Annotated in this window: 2 protein-coding genes; both read right to left on the reverse strand. The window is 32.1% G+C overall.

Annotated features, from left to right (window positions below; genetic code table 11):
* A partial coding sequence (locus tag ACFVSH_RS26650) for a response regulator (protein WP_387708826.1) occupies positions 1-299 on the reverse strand: 299 nt, incomplete at its 3' end.
* An 18-nt stretch (positions 300-317) separates the two neighbouring features.
* A complete protein-coding gene (locus ACFVSH_RS26655) occupies positions 318-1,283 on the reverse strand; it encodes an alpha/beta fold hydrolase (RefSeq protein ID WP_387708828.1) in 966 nt (321 codons plus the stop codon).
* Between the last annotated feature and the right edge of the window lie 88 nt (positions 1,284-1,371).

Consider the following 1,371-nt stretch of genomic DNA (forward strand, 5'->3'; position numbering starts at 1 on the left):
GTCATATAATCCTCACCCATTGTCAAACCTTGGAGTTTGCTTTCGATATCATTTCGGGCAGATAGAAAAATAACTGGAATATTTAATCCTAGACTGTTTACTTTCTTGGTAATTTGATAGCCATCATCTCCTGGCAGCATAACATCCATAATGACTAAATCGATCTCATGGATTATATCTATAATATCTTTTCCTTCTTTCATCCAACGTACATTGTATTCTTCGCGTTGCAAAATTTTTTTCAATAAATCACCAATCATCAAGTCATCTTCAACTATTAAAATATTATATCTTTTCATCACAAAACCTTTCTTTATTCATTTGATAAATTCCATGGCAAGATCATATATCTCATCTGGCGCATATAAATATATGCTGTGCGTCCCTTTCAGTTTTATTACATCGGCTTTTAATAGTTTCTCTGCAAACTTCTCATAATCTTCATTTTTTTGTTTTGTATATTTAGAATCCTTATTTTCATCGGCAATCGCATCTAAAAATAAAATGGGTGTACCTTTTGGAATCGGTAAGTTCACTGATTTTTTCCCATTACTGTAACTCTGTAAAAGCTCTTGCTCCATATCATCATTAAAAAACTGTTTATATGATAGTGCTTTATATATTTCCTTTTCATGGTCACTTAAGAATGATTGCCGAATCACTTCGGGATTATAAACAGTAGAAGGAAAAAGGCGGTGCAAACCCATTTTCGTTAAAATATTCACTCCTCTTACAGTCAATGAATCTACCATGCCCATTTTATGAGTTACATATTGGTGCGGTAAACCAATATCCAAAGCAATGATTCCCTTTACTTCACTTGGGTATTTTTGTGCCCAGTAAATTGCTTCGATACCTGATATTGAGTGTGGAACCAAAAAATAAGGAGGTTTATTTCCACTTTCCATCAATGATTTCCTGCTTTGTTCCAATATTGTATCAATATCCCTATCATCGTGAAAAACATCACTGTATCCATATCCAGCTCTTTCAATGACTGCAATTTTATTTTCTTTTGCAAACTTACTATATAATCCTTTCAATTCATAAACTGGAGCCGCAATCCCGGAACCGGACATAAAAACGTATGTATCCTCACCGCTGCCTTCCGTATATACATGAATTCCTTTGTTATTAAAATCAACCGATGTTCCTTCTCTAATTAATGATGATTCCTTTTCCTTTTGATAATTATGGTAAATAAAAACAGCTATTGCTACAAATATGATAATAGCAATGAAGGTAAAAAATATATTCTTTGATACTTTCAACATTTTCCTCATAGAAAAACTCCTTTCAAGTGATACTGAAAGGATATATGTTAAAAATAAATTTCTAATTAATTTTCTTTGAATATTTTAACTTCTCACT

The sequence above is a fragment of the Peribacillus sp. NPDC058002 genome, from assembly GCF_042886655.1.
GTDB classification, from domain to species: domain Bacteria; phylum Bacillota; class Bacilli; order Bacillales; family DSM-1321; genus Peribacillus; species Peribacillus aracenensis.

Bases quoted from the DNA above. Each gene is read 5' to 3' on its own strand.
- ACFVSH_RS26655 (WP_387708828.1), bottom strand. From the start codon at position 1,283: ATGAGGAAAATGTTGAAAGTATCAAAGAATATATTTTTTACCTTCATT.